Origin of the sequence: Spirillospora sp. NPDC052242 (genome assembly GCF_040679555.1) — a bacterium.
In the GTDB taxonomy this organism is placed as follows: domain Bacteria; phylum Actinomycetota; class Actinomycetes; order Streptosporangiales; family Streptosporangiaceae; genus Spirillospora.
In genome coordinates, this window is sequence record NZ_JBFAUZ010000019.1 from 96,102 (window position 1) to 113,843 (window position 17,742).

At 77.0% G+C, this 17,742-nt stretch carries 11 protein-coding genes; 5 read left to right on the forward strand and 6 right to left on the reverse strand.

Annotation, left to right across the window (positions count from 1 at the left end; genetic code table 11):
• Positions 1-87: 87 nt before the first annotated feature.
• Genes AB0L25_RS17605 through AB0L25_RS17625 form a run of 5 tightly spaced genes read right to left on the reverse strand, consistent with a single transcriptional unit; the run spans position 88 to position 4,717 of the window.
• A complete protein-coding gene (locus tag AB0L25_RS17605; protein ID WP_500173228.1) occupies positions 88-864 on the reverse strand; it encodes an ABC transporter ATP-binding protein in 777 nt (258 codons plus the stop codon).
• Positions 861-1,910: a FecCD family ABC transporter permease gene (locus AB0L25_RS17610; RefSeq protein WP_500173230.1), complete on the reverse strand. Its 1,050-nt coding sequence runs from the start codon at positions 1,908-1,910 to the stop codon at positions 861-863. The genes AB0L25_RS17605 and AB0L25_RS17610 overlap by 4 nt, the downstream gene beginning before the upstream one ends.
• 11 nt (positions 1,911-1,921) lie before the next feature.
• Positions 1,922-2,911, reverse strand: coding sequence for a FecCD family ABC transporter permease (locus AB0L25_RS17615; protein WP_500173232.1), 990 nt, complete (start codon positions 2,909-2,911; stop codon positions 1,922-1,924).
• Positions 2,901-3,716, reverse strand: coding sequence for a siderophore-interacting protein (locus AB0L25_RS17620; protein WP_500173295.1), 816 nt, complete (start codon positions 3,714-3,716; stop codon positions 2,901-2,903). Before AB0L25_RS17620 ends, AB0L25_RS17615 begins: the two co-directional genes overlap by 11 nt.
• A 5-nt stretch (positions 3,717-3,721) precedes the next feature.
• Complete coding sequence (locus AB0L25_RS17625) at positions 3,722-4,717, reverse strand: ABC transporter substrate-binding protein (RefSeq protein WP_500173234.1); 996 nt, start codon at positions 4,715-4,717, stop codon at positions 3,722-3,724.
• Between the two features lie 107 nt (positions 4,718-4,824).
• Here AB0L25_RS17625 and AB0L25_RS17630 point away from each other — a divergent pair, with 107 nt between their 5' ends.
• Complete coding sequence (locus AB0L25_RS17630) at positions 4,825-5,613, forward strand: AraC family transcriptional regulator (RefSeq protein WP_500173237.1); 789 nt, start codon at positions 4,825-4,827, stop codon at positions 5,611-5,613.
• On the opposite strand, the gene AB0L25_RS17635 is transcribed toward AB0L25_RS17630, so the two are convergent.
• The gene (locus AB0L25_RS17635) at positions 5,614-6,996 is read right to left on the reverse strand and encodes a pyridoxal phosphate-dependent decarboxylase family protein (protein WP_500173239.1); all 1,383 of its coding nucleotides are present in this window, start codon (positions 6,994-6,996) and stop codon (positions 5,614-5,616) included. It lies immediately after the preceding gene.
• A 455-nt stretch (positions 6,997-7,451) separates the two neighbouring features.
• Here AB0L25_RS17635 and AB0L25_RS17640 point away from each other — a divergent pair, with 455 nt between their 5' ends.
• From AB0L25_RS17640 to AB0L25_RS17655, 4 genes are read left to right on the forward strand one after another with little or no spacing between them, the layout of a single operon-like run.
• Complete coding sequence (locus AB0L25_RS17640) at positions 7,452-7,856, forward strand: DUF4132 domain-containing protein (protein WP_500173241.1); 405 nt, start codon at positions 7,452-7,454, stop codon at positions 7,854-7,856.
• Between the two features lie 50 nt (positions 7,857-7,906).
• On the forward strand, positions 7,907-11,113 hold the full coding sequence (locus tag AB0L25_RS17645) for a DUF4132 domain-containing protein (RefSeq protein WP_500173243.1): 3,207 nt from the start codon (positions 7,907-7,909) through the stop codon (positions 11,111-11,113).
• Complete coding sequence (locus tag AB0L25_RS17650) at positions 11,110-14,400, forward strand: DUF4132 domain-containing protein (RefSeq protein WP_500173245.1); 3,291 nt, start codon at positions 11,110-11,112, stop codon at positions 14,398-14,400. Before AB0L25_RS17645 ends, AB0L25_RS17650 begins: the two co-directional genes overlap by 4 nt.
• Before the next feature lie 14 nt (positions 14,401-14,414).
• Entirely contained in the window at positions 14,415-17,729 is a 3,315-nt protein-coding gene (locus AB0L25_RS17655; RefSeq protein ID WP_500173247.1) for a DUF4132 domain-containing protein, read from the forward strand.
• Positions 17,730-17,742 lie beyond the last annotated feature (13 nt).

Sequence of the window (17,742 nt, forward strand, 5' to 3'; positions counted from 1 at the left end):
GCGGGAATAACGTAGAGTGACGATGAGATTACGAGCAACTGACCTTCGGGTGCCACTCCTGTACCCGCACCCGGCGGGAGGCGCGCGTCAGGGGATCGGGACGATCATCGGGGTGGCGGTCAGCGGGTCCGGGACGACGATGCAGGACAGGTCGAACACCTCCTTGACGAGCTCCGCGTCCACGATGTCGCCGGGCGCGCCCGCCGCGACGACGCGCCCGTCCCGCATGGCGACGAGGTGGTCGGCGAACCGGCACGCCTGGTTGATGTCGTGCAGGACGGCGACGACCGTGCGGCCCTCGTCGCGGAGCCGGGCGAGCAGCGCGAGCAGCTGGTACTGGTGCGTGATGTCGAGGAAGGTCGTCGGCTCGTCCAGCAGCAGGTAAGACGTCTCCTGCGCGAGCACCATCGCGATCCACGCCCGCTGCCGCTGCCCGCCCGACAGGCTCTCCACCGGGCGGTCCGCCAGCCCCGCGACGCCCGCGGCGTCCATCGCCGCGGCCACCGCGCGCTCGTCCTCCCGCGACCACGCCGACAGCAGCGTCTGGTGCGGGTAGCGGCCGCGGGCGACGAGCTGCCGGACGAACATGCCCTCCGGCGCGATGAGCCCCTGCGGCAGGAACCCGATCTCGCGCGCGAACGGCTTCGGGCGGTACCCGGCGACGTCCCGGCCGTCGAGCTCCACCCGCCCGGCGGCGGGGGAGAGCTGCCGGGCGAACGCCCGCAGCAGCGTCGACTTGCCGCACGCGTTCGTCCCGATGACGGCGGTGAACCGCCCGTCGGGGACGTCGAGGTCCAGGTCCTCCGACACCGTGCGGTCGCCGTAGGCGAGGGTGACGTCGCGGGCGGTCAGGCGACCCGTCACGGTCGTCGCACCTCCTTGATGAGCAGCCAGATTAGGTAGGTGCCGCCGATCGCGGTCGTCACCACGCCGACCGGCAGCTGGACGGGCGCGAGGACGGTCTGCGCCACGATGTCGGCGGCCGACAGCAGCAGCGCGCCGGTCAGCGCGGCCGGCAGCAGCGGGACGCCGGGCGCGCCCGCGAGGCGGCGCCCGATCTGCGGCGCGGCGAGCGCCACGAACACGATCGGGCCGGACGCGGACGTCACCGCGGCCGTGCAGCCCACCCCCGCCAGGACGGCGAGGAGCCGCAGCCGGTTCAGGTGGACGCCCGACGCCGCGGCGACCTCGTCGCCCAGCGTGGCCTGGTGCAGCGCGCGGGACAGGACGGCCGGCAGCGCCAGGAACGCCCCGCACAGCAGGAACGGGAACCGCAGCTCCGCCCAGTCGAGCCCGTTGAGCGAGCCCGCCTGCCAGCCCGTCGCGGCGATCGCCACGTCCAGGTCGGCGCGCAGGATGATCCACGAGTTCACGGCGGTGAGCATCGCGTTCGCGGCGATCCCGACGACGACGAGCCGCAGCCCGCCGACGCCCGAGCCCAGCGACAGCGCGTAGACGGCCGCGGCGGTGAGCACGCCGCCCGCGATCGACCCGGTCGCCAGGCCCGCCGCCGACCCGCCGAACACGGTGATCGCCACGAGCACGCCGGTGTACGCGCCGGCGTCCAGCCCGATGACGTCCGGGCTGCCGAGCGGGTTGCGGGTGAGGTTCTGGAAGATCGCCCCGGCGGCGCCGAGCGCCGTGCCGAACACCAGCGCCGCGGCGACCCGCGGCAGCCGCCACTCCCGCACGACGAGGACCGAGTCGCCCTGCCCCGCGAGCGCGGACAGGACGGTCGCGGGGGAGTCCCACTCGTCGCCCCGGCACAGCCCGGCGATCCCGAGGAGCAGCCCCGCGACGGCGAGGACGAGCGTAACCGCGAGCGTCCGCCGCTCCACCAGCGCCGTGACCGGACCCGCCCGCAGGACGACCACGCCCGCGCCCCCCGCCTTCACAGCGCCCCCGTTCACAGCGCCCCCGTTCACAGCGCCCCCGCCCCGTACCGGCGGACGGCCCAGATCAGGACGGGCGCGCCGACGAACGCGGTGACGATCGCCACCGGGACCTCGCCGGTCGGCAGCAGGATCCGCGAGCCGATGTCGGACGCGATCAGCAGCACGGGACCGAGCACCATCGTGTACGCCATCAGCCACGGCACCGACCCGCCGGCGGCGCGGCGCGCGAGGTGCGGCACCATCAGCCCGACGAACGCGATCGGCCCGGCGATCGCCGTCGCGGCCCCGGCGAGCACCGTGAACAGCGCGAGCGCCGCGAACCGGATCCGGGCGACGCGCGCGCCGAGCGCCTGCGCGACGTTCTCGCCCAGCGCCAGGCCGCCCAGCGGGCGGGCCGCGACCAGCGCGCCCGCGAGGGCCAGCCCGATGGCCAGCAGCGGCAGCTCGAACGGGACGCGCTCGCGTCCGGCGAGCGCCCCGACCGACCAGAACCGGAACCGGTCCAGGGCGTCTGGGTTCGCCAGCCGCAGCGCGATCGACACCCCCGACAGCACGAACGTCAGCGCGACCCCCGCCAGGACGAGCCGCAGCGGGAACGTCCGGCCGACCCCGTAGACGATCAGCATCGCGATGCCCGCGCCCGCCAGCGCGAGGGCGAGCTGCACGGCCGGCGCCCCGGCGATCCCCGCCGCCGCGCCGACCGTGATCGCGAACCCGGCGCCCGCGTTCACGCCGAGGACGCCGGGTTCGGCGAGCGGGTTGCGGGTCAGCGTCTGGATCAGCGTCCCGGCCGCCCCGAGCGCGGCGCCCACGAAGACGGCGAGGATCGTGCGCGGCACCCGGATGTCGCGCACGATCACGTGCTCGTCCGTCCCCGCGTAGGCGGTGAGCGCCTCCCACGCCGCGCCCGGCCCGGCCCGCCCGGCCCCGACGCACAGGCTGGCGAACGCCAGCGCGGCCAGGACCAGGACGGACGCGAGCAGCATCGCGACCCGGCGGGGCGCGTCACCCGCCAAGGTCGGCCACTCCGCGCTTCCAGTAGCCGGTGATGTACGCCCCCATCCGGTCCTTGCTCCACGCCCGCAGCGGCTTGATGGCGTCGGCCTCCCCGGCCGCGACCAGGAACGACTCGCCCGGCGCGGGCTCCAGCCCCATGACCGTGTCGGCGAGCCGCGAACCCGCCCCGTTCTGGACGAGCCGGATGATCCGGACGCCGTCCCGTTCGGCGAGCGGGTACGCGTGCTCGGCCTCGTCGGACGTCTCGACCACCACCGTCGCCGACACGTCCGCCGGGGCCTCCTCGAGCCAGCGGCCGAGCGCCGGCAGCGCGGTCGCGTCGATCGCGAACAGGTAGTGGTCGTGGTGGTGCGGGAACGCCTTCGCGCCCGCGGGCCCGGCGATCACGGCCTCGTCCCCGACGGCCGCCGCCGCGGCCCACTCCGACGCGAGCCCGCCCTGGTGCAGGACGAAGTCCAGGTCCAGCTCCCGCGCCTCGGCGTCGTACCGGCGGATCGTGTACCGGCGGCTCGGCGGCGACGGGCGCGGCCACTCCAGGTCGAGCGTCTCCGGGTTGTGGACGGGGACGCGCAGCGCGCCGTCCGGATCCGGGAACACAATCTTGATGTGGTCGTCGGCCTGGTAGGAGTGCACGCCCCCGGCGAGCCCCGGGCCGCCGAACGTCAGCCGCAGCATCCGCGGCGTGATCTGCTCGCGGCGCACGATCGCCGCCGTGCGCACCTCGATCGGGTAGCCGATCCGCTCGACGCCCGAGCCGGTCCGGTGGTGCTCCAGCACCCGCTCGCGCGGCTTGTCCCGGCGCATCGGGCTCACTTCTTCTCCTCCAGCAGCGGCGCGAGCGTCTTGTCGACGTCGTCGAGGGCCATCAGCGCCGACTCGTAGGTGGCGGCGGCGGTGTAGCGGAGGCCGAAGGTCTTCCCGTCCTTCACCGCGGGCAGGTTCTTCCACAGCTTCGAGTCGAGGACCCGCTGCACCGCTTCGACGGTGGAACCGTCCGGCTCGAGCGAGTACGTGACGGCGTCCGCCTCACCGAGGCTCTCCGGCAGCTCCTCCAGCGACGGCGTCTCCGACACGTCCTTCGAGCCGCCGCCTTTCTTCTCGACCTGCCCGTAGTACGTCACGCCGACGTCCTCGGCGATGTTCGTGCCCCAGGAGTTGCTGAACTCCCGCATGAACGTCCCGCCCGCGACGTCCCCGTAGGTGCCGACGTGCCCGAACTTCATCCCCTTCAGGGCGTCCGCGTACTTCGCCGTGAGCTCGGCGGCCTTCTTGTCGTACGCGGCCTTGGTGTCGGTGAAGTACCGCAGGCGGTCCGCCGCGTCGGCCTGGCGGCGCGACAGGTCCCGCCACGCCGACGGGACGGTGGGGCCGATGACCGCGACGGGCGCGATCGACTCCAGCCGCTTCATGTCGATGTCGCCGAGCACCGGGCGGGGCACGCCGATGATGATGAGGTCCGGCTTCGCCGCCGCGATCGCCTCGTAGTTCGTCGAGGCGGCGGTGTCGTCCGCGATCTTCTTGAGCCCGTCGTACTTCGCCCGGTCCGCGGCGGACATCATCTCCAGCCCGCGCGTCCAGGTGGAGATGCCGACGAGTTCCGCGTCGGCCTCGATGAGCACCGGCACCGCGTACCCGGTCGCGACGATCCGCTTCGGGTCGGCCGGGATGGTCACGGAGCCGTTGTCGGCGGCGAACGACCGGGTCTCCCCGGACGCCGCGGCGCCGTCGGACGACCCCGAACCGCAGCCGGTCACCAGGACGAGCGCGGCGGCGAGCGCCGTGGCGAGTCGCGTGCGAGTGGACATGGGCGTGCTTCCTTACGTTTCACGAGAGAAACCGCCCTGACCTGCGCCGGACGCCAGCTTAGGCTAGCCTTACTTAACTTTCGGACATATCGGTGAGAGGACATCCTGTGCGCCCCGGAGGTCACCTTCGCGACGATCCCGTCCACTGCGAGGAGTACGGCTACGGCCTCGGCAACCCCGACGGGATCTTCGTCCTCAAGTACCGCTCGGCGAGCGGCCTCACCCTCGGCGAGACCCGCCAGGACTTCCTGCACCAGCTCTACTGGTCGCCCGACGGCGTCCTCGCGGTGCTGAACGGCTCCGCCACCGAGTTCCTCGGCCACCGCGAGGCGTACTGGGCGTCCCGCGCCACCGCCCACGAGGTCCGCGCGGGCGACCACCAGACCGTCTACCGCGTCTGCCTGCGGGAGGTCCCGCCCGCCCTGCACGGCCACCGCTGCGGGCCCGTCGCCGTCGACGCCCGCGCCGCCGAGCTCATCCGGCGGATCACCCGCCGCGACTGCGACGAGCGCACCGCCCTGGACGCGCGCGGCGGCATCATGGCCGGGCTCACCCCGCTCACCGGCCGCGGCGTCCCCCGCTCCGCCGGCGGCAGCGGCTACGCCCTCACCGTCGCCCGCGCCCTCTCCCACGACCCCGCCGACCCCACCCCGCTCACCGAATGGGCGCGCCGCCTCCGCGTCAGCTCGAAGACCCTGCAGCGCGACTTCGTCCGCGAGTTCGGCATGCCCTACACCCGGTGGCGCACCCGGCACCGCCTCCGCGCCGCCCGCGTCCTGCTGGGCGCCCACCCCGTCACCGAGGTCGCCCACCGGGTCGGCTACGCCAGCCCGTCCGCCTTCATCGCCGCCTACGCCGGCGAGTACGGCCGCACCCCCGGCCGCGACCGGGACTGATCACACCCCCGGCGCGGCCTCCCGCAGCGCCGCCGCCACCCGGTGCACGTCCGCCTCGCCGGTGCGCCAGTTGCCGAACGCCGCCCGCAGCGCGGGCACCCCCTCATGGACCGTCGGCGTCAGGAACGCCTCCCCGGCCACCCGCTCCGCGAGCGCCGCCAGCCGCGCGGCGTCCGGACGGTCCGCCAGCGTGAAGCACACGACGTTCAGCCGCACCGGCGCGAGCAGCCGCAGCCCCGGCACCGCCTCCACCGCGTCGCCCAGCGCCCGCGCGCACGCCGTGCACCGCTCGACGATCTCCCGGTGCCCCTCCCGGCCGTAGGCGCGCAGCGTGAACCACGCCGCGAGCGCCCGCAGCCGCCGCGAGTTCTCCGGCGTGAGATGCACCAGATCGGGCTCCTCGCCCAGCGGCCCCAGGTAGGCGGCGGCGTTCCGGAACACCGACGCCTGCAGGTCGGGACGCCGCGTGAACTGCAGCCCGCTCCCGTACGGGACGTTCAGCCACTTGTGCAGATCGACGCAGATCGAGTCGGCCGCGTCGAGCCCCGCCACCAGATGCGCGTGCGCCGGCGACAGGGCCGCGAACCCCCCGAACGCCGCGTCCACGTGCAACCAGAACGGATACCGCTCCCGCAGCGCCGCGACCGCCCGCAGATCGTCGAAGTCGCCGGTGTTCACGGTCCCCGCGTTCGCGACGACCACGCACGGGCCGTCCGCCTCCCGCAGCGCCCGCTCGAGCGCCGCCGGATCCACGGCCTCCCGCCCCTCGACCGTGGGCACCCCGATCAGCGAGCGCCGGCCCAGCCCCAGCATCGCGAGCGCCTTGAACACGCTCGCGTGCGCCGCACCCGACAGCACCCGCACCTCGCCGAGCGCACCAACCCCGTCCTCCGCCGGCGACACGCCCGCCCGTTCCCCGAGCCACTCCCGCGCGACCGCGAGCCCCACGAAGTTCGACGCGGTCGCGCCCCCCACGAACGCCCCGCGGTGCCCGTCCGACAGGCCGAACAGGTCCCGCAGCCACCCGACCGTCTCCCGCTCCAGCGCCTGCCCCGCGCCGTCGAGCGACGACACCGGGTTCTGGTCCCACACCCCGGTCATCCAGTCGCCCGCGAGCGCCGCCGGAGTCGTCCCGCCGGTCACGAACCCCAGGTACCGCGGCCCCGCGCTCGCCGACAGCACCGGCTCCCACCGCTCGGCGAACGCCGCGAGCGCCCCCGCGAGCCCCGCGCCCTCCGCGGGCAGCCGCTCCGGCCCCGGCACGTCCGCCCCCGGGACCACCGCCCGCTCGCCCAGCCGCCCGAGCACCCCGGCGGCGTGCCCCCGGACCTCCTCGAGCAGCCCCGCCAGCCCGTCCACGTCCGCCGCGAGCCTCGGATCCATGCGACCTCCCGCTTCCGTCCGGTCACGACGCTAGGCCAAGCCGTCCTCCCGCACAGGAGCCAATCCGAGCAACCGGCCCGCGTTCTGTCGCACGCCCTCCCTACCTTGACCGCCATGCACCCCGAACCGCCGCACGAGAACACCCTGACGATCCCGGACACGTGGCTCCGCGCCGTGCATACCCGGCGCGACGGCATCGCCGTGCCGGTCGCGAAACCGGGGCGGAAGGCGCCGGCCGACGTCCGGCGGTTCGTCGACGGGTCCGACGGGGTCGTCGACGCGCTGCTGACCGGGGGACGGGGCGACGCCGACCTGATCGAGGCCGCGCGGCGGCACTGGGGCGGGGAACCGGACCCGGCGGGCGCGGCGGTGATCGCGGCGGTCGTCTCGCTGGCCGACTCCCCCCGGGCACCGCCCGGCGCCACGCCCCCGACAAGGCCGCGCACGTACTGCGCGTGTTCGCCGACTACGAGATCCTGCAGCCGTTCGAGCAGCTCACGCGGCCCGTGCACGCGCCGGCCGGGGAGGAGCGGGACGGCGCCCGGCTGCGGCGGTTCGAGGGGCTGACGGTCCCGATCGCGGCGCTGCTCGCGCTCGTCCGGAAGGGCTGGGAGCCCGGCGAGATCTGCGACGGGGGCGGGGTGGTCGACGTCTCGTTCCGGTTCGCCCCGGGCCGCCGGGTGCGGATCGGCCTCGACCTGGGCTTCGGCATCGGGCACATGGCCGAGGGAGACGACCAGACGCTCCGCGACGTCTGGATCGGCGCGGACGACGGCGCCCTGCGGCTCGGCGACCTGGACCCCGTCGTCGCGTCCGAACTCCTCGCCGATCTGGAATTTTTGGCCGCCGCGGCGGATTGAACCGCCGAAAAGATCTCTTTTGTCGGGGTGTTTCTCTACGGTGATGCACCGTGAGCGACCCCGAACTCCCCGACGAGCGTTCCGGTGAGGACGTCCTGACGATCCCGCCCGCCTGGCTGCGGCTGCTGCACCCGAGGCGCGGCGGCACGCCGCTGCCGCCCCCGCGGGGCGGCCGCGCGAAGGAGGTCCCGGGCCTCCTCGACGCCGCGGCGGACGCCCTCGCCGCGCTGCGGTCCGAGGAGAAGCTCGAGCCGCGGCTGCGCGACGCGGCGCGGCGGCACCTGGGCGGGGAGCCCGACGCCGTGGGGGCGGCCGCCGTCGCGGCGACCGCGCTGGCGGGGGAGGACGGCGAGTCCGGCGGGCGCTGCAGGGCGTTCGTCGATCACTGGCGCGCCGGGCACGGGCTCGGCTTCGCGGCCTGCGCCGCGGTGGAGCTGAGCCGCCTGCGGCTCGCGACCTGGGACGGCGGGTGGCGCCTGCCGTTCCCGAAGGAGACGTCCTCCCTCGGGAAGATCCGGCTGGAGACGCTCCGGCACGTCCGCCGGCTGCTGGCCGCCGCCCCCGACGACCAGTACGCGGACGCCGTCCGGCGCCTGGCCGGCCACCGGACGACCGCGCCGCGGCGGCGCGTCGTGTCCTACCTGGTGCCGACGGAGGCGGGCTGGCTGGAGGAGAGCGCGGCCGATCCGACCGACGGGTCCGATGACATCGAGCTGAAGCTCCTCTCGATCGACCGGGCCGAGCGGCTCGGCAGCCCACCGTCCCCGCTGTTCTTCCCGTACGTCTCGCGGGGGCTGCTCGCGACGCTGCTGGACGCGTGCGGCACGGACGTCCTGCCGCTCCTGCTGGTCACGGTCGACCAGAACCTGCCCCCGCGCGTGGCGGACGTCCTGCTGGAGGCCGTCGCCGTGCTCCCGACGGACGACGCGTTCGCCGCGCTCCTGGAACGTGCCGACCGGCCCCGGGTGCGGCCCGCGCTGATGTCGATGATGGAGCGCTTCCCGGTGCGGGCGGCGCGGCTGCTGGCGGCGACGGACACCCCCGCGGCGCTGAACCTGCTGAAGATCCACCTCGCCGCCCGCCCGGACCTCGCCGGGCACCTGCCGGAGGGGGCCCGGGCGGTGCTGGGGCCGCGCGACACGACGCCGGAGGCCGACCCGGCGACCCTGCCCGCGCCGCTGTCCGGGCTGCCGTGGGAGCGGCCGGTGAAGCCGATCGTCCAGGGGCTCGAAGCGCCCTCGACGCGGACGATCGTCTGGGCGGACGGCGAGCGCGAGGAATGGGCCCTCGCCGGACTGGACGACATGCCCGTCCCGGAGGACGTCGACTGGGACGACCTCGAGGTCGCCTTCCGGAAGGCCAACACCATGACGCAGGCCCGGATCGCGGTGTACGGGCCGGAGGAGGGCGTCCGGCGGCTCCTCGCCGAGTGGGACGACCCGCCGGGCTGGCTCGAGGGAGACTGGGGCAGGTCGCTCGTCGCCCGGTACGAGGCGGACGCGCTTCCGTTCGCGCACCGCATGGCCAAGAGCGCGCTGTGGCGGCACGCGGCCCTGCTCGTGCCGTTCCTGGACGCCGAGGTCGCGGCCGTGATGGGCGACTGGCTGGTGCGCGGCACCCGCGCGGCGGGCGCCGCCCGCGACTGGTGCGACCGGCACGGCCTCGCCGCGGTGCCGTTCGCCGCCCCGGCGGCGCTCGGCCGGCCGGCCGCCCGGCGGCGGGCCGCCGAGGCGGTGCTGCGGCGCGTCGCCGAACGGCACGGCGTCGACGCGGTGGCGGACGCCGTCCCGGCGGCGGCGGACGCACTGCGGACAGTCCTGACCGCGCACCCGGCGGCGACCGGGCTGCTGCGCCGCCCCAAGCTCCCCGCCTGGGCGGACCCGGCGGCCCTGCCGGCCGTGCTGCTGCGCGGGCGGGAGCGGGTGCTCGGGCCCGAGGCGACCAGGACGTTCCTCGAACTGCTCGCGATGCCCGAACTCGGCGACCTGGACGCCGTCGTGCGCGCGTGCGACCCCGCGTCGCTGGCGGAGGTCGGGCTCGCCCTCTTCGAGGGCTGGCTGTCGGCCGGGATGCCCGCCGAGCACGGCTGGGCGCTGGCGCGGCTCGACCGCCTCGCCGACGACACGGCCGTCCCGGTGCTGGCGCCGCACATCCGCTCGTGGCCGGGCAAGGACCGGATGCACAGCGCCAAGGCCGGCCTGGACGCCCTCGCCGGGATCGGCACCGACACGGCGCTGAGCGTCCTGCACGACCTGGCCGTCCGCTGGCCGGGCCTCACCCTGCGGAAGGCGGCGGAGCGGGCGTTCGCGCGGGCGGCCGCCGCGCGCGGCGTGCCGCCGGGGGTGCTCGGCGACCGGCTCGTCCCCGACCTCGGGCTGGACGACGACGGGGCGGTGACGGTCGACTACGGGCGGCGCCGCTTCACCGTCCGCTTCGACGCCCGGCTCCGGCCGGTGGTGATCGACGAGGACGGCGTGCTCCGCAAGTCCCTCCCGAAGCCCGGCAAGCGGGACGACCCGCGGCTCGCGCCCGCCGCGCACGCGGCGTTCGGCGAGCTGCGCAAGAAGGTCGCCGACGCCGCGGCCGTGCAGATCATCCGGCTGGAGGACGCGATGCGGACGGGACGCGCCTGGACGCCCGAGGAGTTCCGCGACTACGCCGTCCGCGGCCCGCTCGTCCGGCAGATCGCCCGCCGCCTGGTGTGGCTCGCGGACGAGGACGGCGGCGCGACCGCGTTCCGGATCGCCGAGGACGGGACGTTCGCCGACGCCGAAGACGACGTCTTCGCGCCGTCCGGCGCCGCGCGGATCACCGTCGCGCACCCGGCGCGGCTCGGCGCCGCGGCCGGAACCTGGGCGGGCGTCCTCGCCGACTACGAGCTGCTGCAGCCGTTCCCGCAGCTCGACCACCCCGTGTGGACGCTCACCGACGAGGAGCTGGCCGGTTCCCGCCTGGAGCGGTTCGCGGGCCGGGACGTGCAGACGGACGTCCTGTACCAGCTGCTGTCCCGCGACTGGGTCCGGGTCGGGGGGCGGAACGACTTCGAGGCGATGGCGCGCCGCACCGCGGACGGCGCCTGGGTCGTCGCCGAGTTCGGTCCCCGCGACGGCCACGCCCTGCACCTCACGATCCGGGCCGTGCGCGCCGCCACCGACCCCGGGGGCAACGGGACGCCCGTCCCGTTCGGCGACCTCGATCCCGTCGGCGCGTCCGAGGCCCTCACCGACCTGATCGTCACCGCCGGGGCGGCGTCGTGAGCGGGCGGCCGGACGCGCGCCCCGACGTGCTCACCGCCGTGCTCACCCACGAGGACGTCCTGACCCTGCCGTCCCCGTGGCTGCGGTTCCTGCACCCCCGGCGCGGCGGCACGCCCGTTCCGCGGCCGCGCGGCGGCCACGCGGCCGAGGTGCCGGGCCTCCTCGCGGCGGCCGCCCCGCACGTCGAGGGTCTCCCGGGGAACGCGGGCGCCGCCCCGGACGTCCGGGACGCGGCGCGGCGGCACCTGGCGGGGGAGCCGGACGCGCTCGGCGCGGCGGCGGTCGCGGCCGTGGCGGCGGCGGGGCGCGACCTCGCCGGGGCGCACGCCGCGCACCGGGCGTTCGCCGACCGCTGGCACGCCGACCACGGGCTCGGGTTCGCCGCCTGCGCGGTGGTGGAGCTGACCCGCCTGACCGTGACCGGGGACGCGGACGGCCTCGCGGTCGACCGGCACACCGGGGTCTGGCCCGAGGAGGGCGCGGCCGGGCCGCTGCGGCACGTCCGGCGGCTCCTCGCGACGGCGTCCGACGCCGACCACGACGACGCGGTCCGGCTCCTGGCGGACCGCCGGACGACCCCGGCGGCGGCCGGCGTCGCCGCGTACCTCGTGCCGACCCGGCGGGACTGGGTGGCCGAGTGCGTCGAGGAGTGCGCGGACACCCCGTGGCTGCGCAGGCTGGCGCGCCTGTCGGTCGCCGACCCGGCGCACCTCGGCCGCACCTCCGTCGTGCCGTACGGGCACGTCCACCCCCGCGACGAGCTGGTGACGCTCGCGGACGGCGTCGGCCCGGACCTCCTCGGCTTCCTCCTCGACCGCCTCGACCTGGGCGGCCTCACCGCCCGCGACCGCGGGTTCCTCCTCGACACCGTGGCGGTGCTGCCGTCGGACGAGGCGTTCGGCGCGCTGCTCGACCTGCTCGGCCGCAAGGGCGTCCGCAGGCCGGTCCGGCGGGACGCGCGGCGGGCGCTGGGCGCGGCGGCGGCGCGGTTCCCGGTGCGGACGCTGCGGCTGGCGGCGGCCTCGGGGAACGCCGACGTCCGGCTGCTCCTGCGCGACCACGTCGCGGCGAACCCCGAACTGGCCGCGGCGGTGCTGCCGGACCTGCCCGGGGCCGTCCGCGCGGTCGTCGAGCCGCTCGTGGCGGGCGGCGGGCCCGGCCTGCCGGAGGCGCCGCCGGACGTCCTGCCCGCGCCGCCGTGGGACCGCCCGGTCAAACCGGTCGTGCGGGGGCTGGTGCCGCCCGCGACCCGCGAGACCGCCTGGGACGACGCCGAACGCGCGGCCTGGCTCGCCGAGGCCGCCCGCCGGGTCCCGTGCCCGGACGCCCCGGACTGGAAGCGCATCGTGCGCTCCTACAACCGCGGCAACGGGCAGTGGCAGGCGCTGCTGCACGCTCCGGAGAAGTACACCCCGCCGCTGCTGGCGGACATCGAACGGAACGCCCGCTGGTGCGAACCCGCCGTGGCGCGCGGCGTCGTGGCCCGGCTGGGCGAGCGGGCGTACGGGGCGGCGCTCGCGCTGGCCGGCTACTCGGCGGCCGACCACGCCGGGCTGCTCGTGCCGTTCCGCGACGCCGACGTCGCCGCGCAGATGGCCGCACGGCTGCTGCGCGGCGGCCCGCTCGCGGACGCGGCGCGCGACTGGTGCGACCGGCACGGCCCCGCCGCCGCCCCCTACCTGGCGCCCGACGCCCTCGGCACCCGGACGGGGGCGCGCCGCGCCGCCGAGGCGGCGCTGCGCCGCATCGCGGACCGGCACGGCGTGGACGCCGTCGCGGCCGCCGTCCCCGAGGCGGCGGCGGAACTGCGGACCCTGCTGACCGCGCATCCCGCGCAGACCGGCCTCGCCCGCCGGCCCAAGTTCGACGGCTGGGCGAACGTCGCCGCCCTCCCGCCCGTGCTGCTGCGCGGCGGGGACCGGGTGCTGCCGCCCGACGCCGTCCGGACGCTCGTCGAGCTGCTCGCGCTGCCCGGCGCGCCCGGCGCCGACGCCGTCGAGGAGGTGTGCGACCCCGGTTCGCTGGCGGAGTTCGGCCTCGCCCTGTTCGAACGCTGGCGGGTCGGCGGGATGCCGTCCGACGGACGCTGGGCGCTGGAGCAGCTCGCCCGCACCGGCGACGACGCCGCCGTCCGCGCGGTGATGCGGGCCCTGCGCGGCTGGACGAAGCGGGACGTGCGGGACGTGACGTGCGCGCTGCGGACGCTCGCCGGGATCGGCACCGACGCCGCGCTCACCGCCCTGTACGAGACGTCGGTGAAGGGCCGCGCGCGCAAGGTGCGCGACGCGGCGGCCGAGGTGTTCGCGGAGGCCGCGGCGGCGCGGGGCCTCACCGCCGAGGCGCTCGCCGACCGGGCCGTCCCCCGGTTCGGGCTGGACGACGGCGGGACGGTCACGCTCGACTACGGTTCGCGCCGCTTCACCGTCGGGTTCGACGAGCTGCTCGCCCCGGTCGTCACCGACGACGACGGGGCGCGCCGCGCGACCGTCCCGCGGCCGACCGCGAAGGACGACGCGGTCCTCGCCCCCGCCGCCCACGCGCGGTTCGCCGACCTGCGCAAGGACGTCGAGGCGGTCGCGCTGCTGCAGGTCGAGCGGCTGGAGCGGGCGATGCTGGACGGCCGCCGCTGGACGCCCGCCGAGTTCCGCGGCTACGCGGTCGCGCACCCGGTCGTGCGGCGGATCGCGCGCCGCCTGGTGTGGCTCGCCGAGCACGGCGCCGGGGACGGCGAAGGGCACGGGGGCGCCGCGACGGCGTTCCGCGTCGCGGAGGACGGCACGTTCGCCGACGCGGCCGACGAGACGTTCGAGCCGTCCGGGACGGCGCGGATCCGCGTCGCGCACCCGGCGCTGCTCGGCGCGGAGACGGAGACGTGGGCGGAGATCCTCGCCGACTACGAGATGCTGCAGCCGTTCCCGCAGCTCGGCCGGCCCTGCCTGCGGCTCACCGAGCGGGAGCGGGACGCGGCCGTGCTCGACCGCCTCGAGGGGATGCGGCTGCTCCGCCGCGACGTCCACGACCTGCCCGCGCAGGGCTGGACGTGGGATCCGGGCGAGACGATCGAGAAGGGCGTCTCGCGGCCGGTCGGCGGCGGGCGGCACGTCGTCGTCGAGTTCGAGCCCGGACCCGACGTCGCGACGCTGAGGGTCCGGTGCGTCCGGGCGTCCGCCGCGTCCGTGCAGGACCCGGCGCGCGCCGACACCCCCGTCCGGTTCCGCGACCTCGATCCCGTGCGCACGTCCGAGGCGCTGACCGCCCTGACCGCCCTCTCCTGCACGTCCCCGTGACCCTTGGACCGCGCATGCCCCACGACGCACCGCACGACGAACCGCACGACGAACCGCACGACGAGGACGTCCTGACGCTCCCCGCCGCCTGGCGGCGCCACCTGCATCCCCGGCGCGGCGGCGCCCCGGGCCCGGCGCTCCGGCCGGACGGGGCGCGGGACGTGCCGGGCCTCCTCGCCGCGGCGGCCGGCGCGCTCGACGCGCTGCTCGCGGGGCGGCACGGCGACCCGTCCCGCACCGACGCGGCGCGCCGCCACCTGGACGGGACGCCCGACCCGGTGGGCGCGGCGGTCGTCGCGGCCGTCACCGCGACGGCGACGCGGGGCCCGGAGCGGGGCAGGCGGGAGGTGCACCTCGCGTTCGCCGGGCACTGGGCGGCCGAGCACGGGCCCGCGTTCGCGGCCTGCGCGGTCGTGGAGCTGGCCCGCACGATCGTCCTGCAGGCCGAGGGAGGCCCCTGGCGGGGCGTCTGGCTGGGCGCGGGCCCCCGCGACGAGCTCGACGTGAACATGCACGACGCCCTCCGGCGGGTGCGCGCCCTGCTCGCCGCGGCCGGCGACGGCGAGTACGCGGAGGCCGAGCGGCGGCTCGCGGCGTACCGGACGGCGCCCATGGCGGCGTGGCTCGCGGCGTACCTGCTGCCCACGCGCCGCGACTGGGTCGACGCGTGCTTCGCGTCCGGCGCCGTCCTCGGCCCCCGGCACCTGCGGCTGATGCTGTGCGCGGTCGGCGACCCCGCCCTGCTCGGCGACCCCGCCGACGGGCCGCTCTGGCGGGACGCCTCCCGGGAGGCGCTGGTCACGCTCGCGGACGGCGTCGGCGCCGCCGTCCTGCCGTTCCTCCTGCGGCTGCTCGGCCACCGGGGCCTCGGGAGCCGGGAGCGCGCGGCCGTCTGGGAGACGATCGCGGCGCTGCCGTCCGACGCCGCGTTCCGCGCGCTGCTGGACGGGGCGCTGCCGGACGGCGCCGCGCGGGACGGGCGCGCCGACCGGCACGCGAAGGCCGCGCTCCCCGCGGCGATGGAACGGTTCCCGGTGCGGGCGCTGCGGCTGCTCGCGGCGGCGGACGCACCGGCCCGCGACCTGCTCGCCGACCACGTGCGCGCGCGTCCGGACGCGGTGGAGGCGGCGCTGCCGGACCTGCCGGACGGCGTCCGCGCGGTCGTCGAGCCGCTCGCGGCGCCCCGGGGCACCGCGCTCCCGGAGGAGACGCCCGCGTTCCTCGCCGAACTCCCGTGGGACCGGCCCGTGAAACCCGTCGTCCCGCGCCTGAAACCGCCCGCCGACCGCCGGTTCACCTGGCCCGTCCGCGGATGGGAGCAGCACGTCCGTGCCGAGGACCTCCAGTTCCGGGAACCGGACGACCCCGACTGGGACGAGCTCCTCGCCCGCTACCGCCGCCGCATGCCGCGCCACCTGAAGGTGCGGTTCCTCATGTGGGCGCCCGACGCCATGGTCCGCCCGCTGCTCGCGGACTGGACGCGGGCGGAGGAGTGGGAGCACGGCAGCCCGTGGCCGCTGACGCTCGTCGCCCGGCACGGGCTCGACGCCTTCCCGTTCGCCTGGACGCAGGCCACCGCGCGCCCCGGCCCCGACGGGCGGCTGCTCGTGCCCTACCTCGACGCCGCCGTCGCCGGATGGATGGGGGAGCGGTGGGAGCGGGCCGAGAACGCGTGGGCGCGGAAATGGCTCGACGCGCACGGCCTCGACGCGGTGCCGTACCTGGTCCCGGCCGCGCTCGGCCGGAAGGTCCGGGAGCGGCGCGGCGCCGAGGCGGCGCTGCGCGCGCTCGCCGCCGCGCACGGTGCCGAGGCGGTCGCGGGCGCGTTCCCCGAGGCGGCGGACGAACTGCGGGCCGTCCTGTCCGCCCACCCGCTGCGGACGGGCCTCGTGCCGCGGCCGAAACTCCCCGCGTGGGCCGACCCGGCCGTCCTGCCGAGGGTGCTGCTGCGCGGACGCGAGGCGGCGCTGCCCGCGGACGCGACGCGGTCGCTCGCCGAACTGCTGGCGTCGCCCGCCGCGTACGCGACCGGCGACATGCGCGCGCACCTCGACCCGGACGCGCTCGCGGAGTTCGGCTGGGCGTTGTTCGAGAAGTGGCGGGCCGCCGGGGAGCCCGCGAAGCACGGCTGGGCACTGGTGCAGCTCGGCCGCACCGGCCGCGACGCGACCGTCGCCCGGCTCGTCCCCGTCATCGGCGCCTGGCCCGGCGAGGGCGGGCACGCCAAGGCGGTCAAGGGGCTGGACGTGCTCGGCGCCATCGGCACCGACGCGGCGCTGGCCGCGCTGCGCGACATCGCCGGGAACTCGACGTTCCCCGACCTGCCCTGGCGTGCGGAGGAGCGGTTCCGGGAGGCCGCCGAGGCGCGCGGCCTCACGGCCGAGCAGCTCGAGGACCGGCTCGTCCCCCGCCTCGGGCTGGACGCGGACGCCTCGACGACCCTCGACTACGGGCCGCGCCGCTTCCGGATCCGGTTCGACGAGCGGTTCGAGGCGCGGGTCTTCGACGAGAGCGGGATCCTGCGGAAGACGCTGCCGAAGCCCGGCGCCAAGGACGACCCTGACCTCGCGCCCGCCGCCCACCGGACGTTCGGCGAGCTGAAGCGGGACGTGCGTCGTGTCCTGGCCGACCGGTGCCGCAGCCTGGAGGGCGCCATGCTGCGCGGGCGGCGGTGGACGCCGGACGAGTTCCGCGAGCACCTCGCCGGGCATCCGGTCGTCGGGCGCATCGTGCGCCGCCTGGTGTGGCTCGCGGAGGAGGACGGCGCGGCGACGGCGTTCCGCATCGCCGAGGACGGCACGTTCGCGGACGTCCGCGACGACCCGTTCGTCCCGCCGGAGTCCGCCCGCGTCCGCGTCGCGCATCCCGCGCACCTCGGGGACGACCTCCCGGCGTGGAGCGAGACGTTCGCCGACTACGAGGTGCTGCAGCCGTTCCCGCAGCTCGAACGGCCCGCCGTCCACCTCTCCCGCGCCGAGCGCGAGGCGGACCGGCTGGACCGGTACGCGGGCCGCCCGCTCCACGCGGCGGACCTCCGCGCCGCGTACGGCTCCTCCCCCTGGCGGGCCGGCCGGCTGTACCTGGAGCCCGGCGAGGAACGGTGGGTGTGGTGGGAGGCGGGCGGCGGCCGGCGCATCGTCGTCGGGCTCGGAACCGGCCCGTGGCCGCACCCGGACGACGCCGACCCGGTGATGACCGTCGAGTACGTCCGCGCGTCGACGCGGCCCGAGACGGGGGACGATCCCCGCGGCGGCGCCCCCGTCCCGTTCGGCGACCTGGACGCCGCCACCGTCTCCGAGGCCCTCAGCCGCCTGCTGAAGTCCCCCTGACCCAGGAAGAGAG

What these genes read in the sequence shown, in the direction of transcription:
- AB0L25_RS17620 (WP_500173295.1), bottom strand. Translation starts at nt 3,716, where the DNA reads ATGCGCCGGGACAAGCCGCGCGAGCGGGTGCTGGAGCACCACCGGACC.
- AB0L25_RS17625 (WP_500173234.1), bottom strand. Translation starts at nt 4,717, where the DNA reads ATGTCCACTCGCACGCGACTCGCCACGGCGCTCGCCGCCGCGCTCGTC.
- AB0L25_RS17635 (WP_500173239.1), bottom strand. Translation starts at nt 6,996, where the DNA reads ATGGATCCGAGGCTCGCGGCGGACGTGGACGGGCTGGCGGGGCTGCTC.
- AB0L25_RS17655 (WP_500173247.1), top strand. Translation starts at nt 14,415, where the DNA reads ATGCCCCACGACGCACCGCACGACGAACCGCACGACGAACCGCACGAC.